The organism is Streptomyces inusitatus (genome assembly GCF_014651115.1).
GTDB lineage: Bacteria > Actinomycetota > Actinomycetes > Streptomycetales > Streptomycetaceae > Streptomyces > Streptomyces amakusaensis.
In genome coordinates this window covers 1-8,952 of sequence record NZ_BMWG01000052.1, presented here as the reverse complement: position 1 = coordinate 8,952, position 8,952 = coordinate 1, and the positions used below count along the sequence as shown (strand labels likewise).

The 8,952-nt window shown below is 69.9% G+C and carries 1 protein-coding gene; it reads left to right on the top strand.

What is annotated here, in order from left to right; translation table 11 throughout:
• A partial coding sequence (locus IE247_RS33675) for a type I polyketide synthase (RefSeq protein ID WP_190127181.1) occupies window positions 1–8,952 on the top strand: 8,952 nt, incomplete at both ends.

Below are 8,952 nucleotides of genomic sequence, written 5' to 3'. Positions count from 1 at the left end.
TGCTGCGAACGCTTATCTGGATGCTTTGGCCGAGCAGCGTCGTGCTGATGGTCTGGCGGCGACCTCGCTGGCGTGGGGGCCGTGGGCGGACGGCGGTATGGCCGCTGACGACGCTCTCGACGCACGCATGCGCCGCGATGGAGTGCCGCCGATGCGGGCGGACCATGCGATCAAGGCGCTCAGCCAGGCCGTCGGAGGCGAGGACGCGGTCCTCACCGTGGCTGATGTCGCATGGGATCGATTCCTCTCGGGCTTCACCGCCGGACGGCCCAGCGAGTTGTTCGCCCAGCTGCGCGAAGTCCGCGAGACTCGCGCCGCGCAGTCCCGTGCCCAGACGGCACACGAGTCCGACTCCGACCGTTCGCTCTCCCTCGCCGGACGGCTGTCCACCCTTGCACTCGTTGAGCAGGGGCGTGAGCTGCTGGGGTTGGTGCGTACGCATGTCGCGGCTGTTCTCGGCCACGAGGGTTCGGACGCGGTGGGTGCCGAGCGGGCGTTCAAGGAGCTGGGCTTCGACTCGCTGACGGCGGTCGAGCTGCGTAATCGCCTGGGTGCCGCGACTGAGCTGCGGCTGCCTGCGACGCTGGTCTACGACTATCCGACGTCGGCGGCTCTCGCTGAGTATCTGCGCGGTGAGTTGGTGGGCAGTGTGCGGATCGCCGACACACTGCTTCCCACTGTTGTCGCCGCCGATGACGACCCGATCGCGATCGTGGCGATGAGCTGCCGCTTCCCCGGCGGCGTACAGACACCGGAAGACCTCTGGCAGCTGCTGGTGAACGGCGGGCACGCGGTCGCCGGGTTCCCGGCCGACCGTGGCTGGGACCTGGACCGGCTCTACAGCCCCGACCCCGACAAGCCGGGCACGACCTACACCCGCGAAGGCGGCTTCTTCGACGGGGCTGCGGACTTCGACGCCGATTTCTTCGGGATCTCGCCGCGTGAGGCGCTGGCGATGGATCCTCAGCAGCGTCTTCTTCTTGAAACCTCGTGGGAGGCGTTCGAGCGGGCGGGCATCGACCCGGCGACGCTGCGTGGCAGCCAGGCCGGTGTCTTCGTCGGCACCAACGGCCAGGACTATCTCTCCCTCATCACCCGTGAACAGGACGGCCTGGAAGGCCATCTGGGCACCGGCAACGCGGGCAGTGTCATGTCCGGCCGGGTCTCCTACGCCCTGGGCCTTGAGGGTCCGGCGGTCACGGTCGACACGGCCTGCTCGTCGTCGCTGGTCGCGCTGCACTGGGCGATTCAGTCGCTGCGTAACGGCGAGTGCACGATGGCGCTGGCCGGCGGTGTCACCGTCATGTCCACGCCCGAGAACTTCATTGACTTCAGCCGTCAGCGAGGTCTTGCGGAGGACGGTCGTATCAAGGCGTTCGCGGCGGGCGCGGACGGTACGGGTTGGGGTGAGGGCGTTGGCATGCTGCTCGTGGAGCGGCTCTCGGACGCGCGGCGCAACGGCCATCCGGTCCTCGCGGTGGTCCGTGGTTCGGCGGTCAACCAGGACGGTGCGTCCAATGGTCTGACGGCCCCCAATGGCCCCTCCCAGCAGCGGGTGATCCGGCAGGCGCTGGCGAGTGCCGGTCTGTCCGCCGCTGATGTGGACGCGGTGGAGGCGCACGGAACGGGCACCCGGCTCGGCGACCCGATCGAGGCACAGGCGCTCCTTGCCACCTATGGTCAGGACCGGTCTGAGGACCGTCCGCTGCTGCTGGGGTCCATCAAGTCGAACATCGGGCACACGCAGGCTGCCGCCGGTGTCGCGGGCATCATCAAGATGGTGCTGGCGATGCGGAACGGGGTGCTGCCGCAGACCCTGCACGTTGATGCTCCGACTCCGCATGTCGACTGGTCGGCGGGTGACATCTCCCTGCTGACAGAGGCGGTGGAGTGGCCGGAGACCGGCCGCCCGCGCCGCGCCGGCATCTCGTCCTTCGGTATCAGTGGTACGAACGCCCACACCATCATCGAGCAGGCTCCGGATGCCGACGCCGAGCAGGCCCCGGCATCCGCCACCCCCACGGCCGGGCCCCTCCCGTACGTCCTCTCCGCGAAGAGCCCGGAGGCCCTGCGCGCCCAGGCGGCCGTGCTCCGGACGCACCTGGAGAGCATCGCCGAGGCGGGCCGTTTTGATGCACTTGATCTGGCCTTCTCGCTCGCCACCTCCCGCGCTCACCTCGACCATCGCGCGGTGCTGACCGCCGCCGGTCCCCAGGAACTCACGGACGTACTCGCGAGCCTGGCCGATGGTGAGACCTCACCCCGGATCACCGCCGGTTCGGTGAGCGACGGCCGTACTGCCTTCCTGTTCACGGGGCAGGGGAGCCAGCGCCTTGGCATGGGGCGTGAGCTGTACGAGGCGTATCCGGTGTTCGCGGACGCGTTGGACGCGGTGTGCGCGCATCTGGACGGTCATCTTGATGTGCCGTTGAAGGAAGCACTGTTCAGTGATGAGAGCGGTGCTCTCGACCGGACGGCCGTCACTCAGCCCGCCCTGTTCACGATTGAGGTGGCCCTCTTCCGGCTCCTTGAGTCGTGGGGTGTGCGTCCCGACTTCCTGTCGGGTCATTCGATCGGTGAGATCGCTGCCGCGCATGTGGCGGGTGTGTTCTCTTTGGAGGACGCGTGCACGCTGGTGGCGGCTCGTGGCCGGTTGATGCAGGCGCTGCCCACGGGTGGCGTGATGATCGCGGTCCAGGCGTCGGAGGAGGAGATCCTTCCGCTGCTCACCGAGCGCGTGAGTATCGCCGCGATCAACGGCCCGCAGTCGGTGGTGATCGCGGGTGACGAGAGCGCTGCTCTCGCGATCGTGGAGCACTTCCCGGACCGTAAGTCGAAGCGTCTTACGGTGAGCCATGCGTTCCACTCGCCGCACATGGACGGCATGCTGGAGGCGTTCCGTACGGCGATCGCGGGGCTTTCGTACGACAACCCGAAGATTCCGGTCGTCTCGAACCTCACCGGCGCACTGGTCGGCGACGACATGTCGACTCCCGAGTTCTGGGTACGCCATGTCCGCGAGGCCGTCCGCTTCCTCGACGGCGTCCGCGCCCTCGAAGCCGCCGGAGTCACCACGTACCTCGAACTCGGCCCCGACGGCGTGCTCTCGGCCATGGCGCAGAACTGCGTCGCCGGTGACGACGGCGTATTCGTCGCCGCGCTGCGCGGCGGTCGCCCCGAGGCGGAGACGGTGGTCGCCGCTGTCGCGCGGGCGTATGTGCGCGGGACGGCCGTGGAGTGGGCCGCGTTCTTCGCCGGAAGCGGTGCGCGGCGTGTGGAGCTGCCGACGTACGCCTTCCAGCGGCAGCGGTATTGGCCCAGCGCGGCGGCCCTCGCGGATATGAGTGATCCGGCGGCGATCGGGCTCGGTGACGCCGGGCATCCGCTGCTGGGTGCGGCGGTCGCGCTCGCCGACTCGGAAGGGCTGCTCTTCACGGGCCGGCTGTCGTTGGAGACGCACCCCTGGCTCGCGGACCACACCATCCTCGGCAGCGCTCTGCTGCCGGGCACCGCCTTTGTCGATCTGGCGATCCGCGCCGGTGACCAGGTCGGCTGTGACACGGTGGAAGAGCTGACGCTGCAAGCGCCGCTCGTCGTCCCCGAACGCGGCGGAGTGCAGCTCCAGCTTGTCGTGGAGGCCCCCAGCGGCCCCGGGCGGCGGCCGTTCAGCGTTCACTCCCGCAGGCAGGACGCCCTGGCGGAGGAGCCGTGGACGCGTCACGCCTCCGGCGTGCTGGCGTCCGGTGTACGGGAGGAGCTGCCCGAAGGGTTCGGCGAGCTGGCGGCCGAGTGGCCGCCCGCCGGAGCCGACCCGGTGGATGTCCAGGATTTGTATGAAGAGCTGACGGATGGTGGCGTCGCATACGGGCCGCTGTTCCAGGGGCTGAAGGCCGCCTGGCGGCGGGGCGGTGAGCTGTTCACCGAGGTAGCGATGCCGGGCGACGCCCGGCGTGAGGCCGCCCGGTTCGGGCTGCACCCCGCCCTGCTGGACGCAGGTCTGCACGCGATCGGCCACGGAGTCTCCGACCGGGCCACGGCCGGAGCCCTGCTGCCGTTCGCGTGGGCCGGGGTGTCGCTGTACGCGGTGGGGGCGTCCTCGCTGCGGATGCGGCTGACCGAGCACTCGCCCGGCGATCCGCACACCCTCACGCTGTGTGTCGCGGACGAGAACGGCCGCCCGGTGGCGTCCGTGCGGTCGCTCACCCTCCGTACCGCGTCGGCCGACCAGATCCGCGCGGCCGACGGCGGTCACCTGGAGTCGCTGTTCCGGGTCGAATGGACCCCGCTGACGGGCGCTGTCCCGGCCCCGGCGGCGGACGCCACGGCCCGGGGCCGACGCTGGGCCGTGCTGGGCTCGGACGTGTTCGGGCTGGCCTCGGCCGGAGCCGAGGTGTCGGAGTACACGGACATCGCGGCGCTCGGCGCGATGCTGGCGGAGGAGGACGAAGAGCTGCCCGAAGCCGTCTTCATACCCTTTGTCGACATGTCGGACGAGGAGTCGGCCGCTTCGACGCATGCGGCTGTTCAGCGCGCGCTGTCGCTGACACAGGTGCTGCTGGCGGACGAGCGGTTCGCCGGTACCCCACTGGTGTGGCTGACCTCGGGCGCCGTCGCCACGGCCGCCGAAACCGGCGTACGGGATCTCGCGGGCGGCGCGGTCCGAGGGCTGCTGCGCTCGGCGCAGTCGGAGAACCCCGGCCAGCTGGTCATGGTCGACCTCGACGAGGACACGTCCTCGATCGCCGCCGTACCCGCCGCGCTGGCGTCCGGGGAACCGGAGTCCGCGATCCGCGCCGGTGAGATCAGTGTGCCGCGCCTGACCCGGGTCCCTTCGGCGCACGCCTCCGACGAGCGGCCGAACGCCCTCGGCACGGCCGACGGCACCGTCCTGGTGACGGGTGCCACCGGCACCCTCGGCCGGCTGTTCGCCCGTCACCTGGTGACGGCGTACGGAGCCAAGCGGCTGCTGCTCACCAGCCGCCGAGGCCCGGACGCTCCTGGCGCGACCGATCTGTATGAAGAACTGACCGGCCTTGGCGCGACTGTCACTGTCGCGGCCTGTGACCTGGCCGACCGCGACGCGCTCACCGCACTCCTTGAGACGGTGCCCGCCGAGTACCCGCTGTCGGCCGTGGTGCACACGGCGGGCGTACTGGACGACGGTGTGCTCGCCTCGCTGACCGCCGAGCGGGTGACGGCGGTGCTGCGGCCGAAGGTGGACGCGGCGTGGAATCTGCATGAGCTGACCCGGGACCTCGGGCTGTCGGCGTTCGTCCTGTTCTCGGGCGCGGCCTCGGCGTTCGGCGCGGCGGGACAGGCCAACTACGCTGCGGCGAACGCCTTCCTGGAGGCCCTCGCCGAGCGCCGCCGGGCCGAGGGCCTGCCGGGCACGGCGCTGGCCTGGGGCCTGTGGGCCCCACAGGAAGGCGGCATGGCCCAGCGCCTCGACGAGGTCGACCTGCGGCGTATCGCCCGCGACGGTGTCGGCGCTCTCTCCGGGGACGAGGGCCTGGCGCTCTTCGACACCGCGATGACGGTGGACGCCCCGGTGCTCCTCCCGATGCGGCTGGATCTCGCCGTACTGCGTGCGCAGGCGGTGTCGGCCGGCGAGGTTCCCGCGCTGCTGCGCGGCCTGGTACGGGTGCCGTCGCGCCGAGTGGTGGAATCGGCCACGGCATCCGACGGCGGTTCACCGCTGACGGCGCGGCTGCTGGGTCTGCCCGCCGCCGAGCGTGAGGACGTGCTGCTGGACCTGGTGTGCGCGCGGGTGGCCGAAGTCCTCGGCCATACGGGCGCGCAGGCCATCGAGGCGGAGCGAGCCTTCAAGGAGCTGGGCTTCGACTCACTGACAGCCGTCGAGCTGCGCAATGTCCTGAAGGCGGAGACCGGTCTACGGCTTTCGGCCACACTGGTCTTCGACTATCCGTCCCCGCTCACCCTCGCACGGCACCTCCTTGAGGAGCTGACCGCGAGCGCGGCGATGACGGCCGCACCCCACACCCCGCGCGTACAGCCCGCCCCCGCCCCGACCGGCGACGACCCGATCGTGATCGTCGGCATGGGCTGCCGATTCCCGGGCGGAGTCCGATCGCCCGAAGAGCTGTGGCAGCTGGTCGCGACCGGCGGAGACGGCGTGAGCCCCTTCCCGTCGGACCGTGGCTGGGACGTGGAGTCGCTGTACCACCCGGACCCGGATCACACAGGGACGTCGTACACCCGCGAAGGCGGCTTCCTCCACGACGCGGCGGACTTTGACCCCGACTTCTTCGGGATCTCGCCGCGTGAGGCGCTGGCGATGGACCCTCAGCAGCGTCTTCTCCTCGAAACCTCCTGGGAGGCCTTCGAGCGGGCCGGTATCGACCCGGCGACGCTGCGCGGCAGCCGTACCGGAGTGTTCGCCGGTGTCATGTACCACGACTACGTGACCGGCATCGCCGACGGCGGTGAGCTTCCCGAGGGCGTCGAGGGATACATCGGCACCGGCAACGCGGGCAGCATCGCCTCCGGCCGGGTCGCCTACACCTTCGGCCTGGAGGGCCCGGCGGTCACCGTCGACACGGCCTGCTCGTCGTCGCTGGTCGCGCTGCACTGGGCGATCCAGGCACTGCGCAGCGGCGAGTGCGACATGGCGCTCGCCGGCGGCGTGGCGATCATGTCGACGCCCGAGACCTTTGTCGACTTCAGCCGTCAGCGCGGCCTCTCGGTCGACGGCCGTTGCAAGTCCTTCGCGGCGGCGGCGGATGGTACGGGTTGGGGTGAGGGCGTTGGCATGCTGCTCGTGGAGCGGCTGTCGGACGCGCGGCGCAACGGTCATCCGGTGCTGGCGGTGGTGCGTGGTTCGGCGGTCAACCAGGACGGTGCTTCGAATGGTTTGACGGCTCCGAATGGTCCGTCTCAGCAGCGGGTGATCCGCGAGGCGCTGGCGAGTGCGGGTCTGTCCGCCGCCGATGTGGACGCGGTGGAGGCGCACGGAACGGGTACCCGGCTGGGTGACCCGATCGAGGCGCAGGCGCTGCTTGCCACCTACGGGCGGGAGAAGTCGGCGGAGCACCCGCTGTGGCTGGGGTCCATCAAGTCGAACATCGGGCACACGCAGGCTGCCGCCGGTGTCGCGGGCATCATCAAGATGGTCATGGCGATGCGGTACGGGGTGCTCCCTCAGACGCTTCACATCGACGAGCCTTCGCCTCAGATCGACTGGGAGGCCGGTGAGGTCTCCCTGCTGACCGAGGCCGTGGAGTGGCCGGAGACCGGCCGCCCGCGCCGCGCGGGCGTCTCGTCCTTCGGTATCAGCGGTACGAACGCCCACACCATCATCGAGCAGGCCCCGGAGACCACCCCGGCCCCGGCCACCCCCGAGTCGGCCGCACCGCCGATCCTGCCGTGGGTCCTCTCCGCGAAGGGCGAGGGCGCCCTTCGGGCACAGGCCCACCAGCTTCGGTCGTACGTCCTCTCCGCACCGGAACCGCGCCCGCTGGACATCGCCCACTCTCTCGTGGTCGGCCGTGCTTCCTTCGAGGATCGTGCGGTGGTGGTGGCTGACGGCCGTGAGGGTTTGCTCGCGGGGTTGGCTGGGTTGGCTGATGGCGGTTCTGCGGCTGGTGTGGTTGAGGGTTCTCCGGTGGGCGGGAAGCTGGCGTTCCTGTTTACGGGGCAGGGGAGTCAGCGGCTGGGGATGGGGCGTGAGCTGTACGAGGCGTATCCGGTGTTCGCGGACGCGTTGGACGCGGTGTGCGCTCGGTTCGCTCCCGAACTGTCTTTGAAGGAAGCACTGTTCAGCGATGAGAGCGGTGCTCTCGACGAGACGGCCGTGACGCAGCCGGCGTTGTTCGCGATTGAGGTGGCGCTGTTCCGGCTGTTTGAGTCGTGGGGCGTGCGTCCTGACTTCCTGTCGGGTCATTCGATTGGTGAGATCGCTGCGGCGCATGTGGCGGGTGTGTTCTCGTTGGAGGATGCGTGCACGTTGGTGGCGGCTCGTGGCCGGTTGATGCAGGCGCTGCCTTCGGGTGGTGTGATGATCGCGGTCCAGGCGTCGGAGGACGAGATCCTCCCGCTCCTCACGGACCGCGTCAGCATCGCGGCGATCAATGGGCCGCAGTCGGTGGTGATCGCGGGTGACGAGAGCGCTGCTCTCGCTGTGGTCGGGCACTTCGCGGACCGTAAGTCGAAGCGGCTGACGGTGAGTCACGCGTTCCACTCGCCGCACATGGACGGCATGCTGGAGGCATTCCGTACAGTCGCCGAGGGTCTTTCGTACGACAACCCGAAGATTCCGGTCGTCTCGAATCTGACCGGTGCCCTTGTCACGGATGAGATGGGTTCGGCGGACTTCTGGGTGCGCCATGTCCGTGAGGCGGTCCGCTTCCTGGACGGCGTTCGTGCCCTCGAAGCCGCCGGGGTCACTTCGTACGTGGAACTCGGCCCGGACGGGATTCTCTCCGCCCTCGCCCAGGACTGCGTCGAGCACGCTGAGGCCGTTGCCTTCCTGCCGGTTCTGCGCAAGGGGCGTCCCGAGGCGGAGACGGCTGTTACCGCTCTGGCTCAGGCGCATGTGCGCGGGGTGGCCGTGGACTGGGCCGCGTTCTTCGCCGGAAGCGGGGCGCAGCGTGTCGATCTGCCGACGTACGCCTTCCAGCGGCAGCGCTACTGGCTTGAGCCGGCTGGCGCGGCACAGGGGTCGGTTGTCGCTGATGAGCTGGACGCCCGTTTCTGGGACGCGGTGGAGCGGGAGGACCTGGAGTCGCTGGTCGCGACTGTCGAAGGTGACGACGAGAGTGCTTGGAGCAATGTGCTCCCGGCTCTGTCTGCGTGGCGTCGGGATCGGCGTGTGCGGTCGGAGGTGGATGCCTGGCGTTATCGGGTGTCGTGGAAGCCGCTGGGTGAGGTTTCTGGTGTGGGGTTGTCGGGTGTGTGGCTGGTGTTGGTGCCGGCTGGTGTCGATGACTCGGCTGT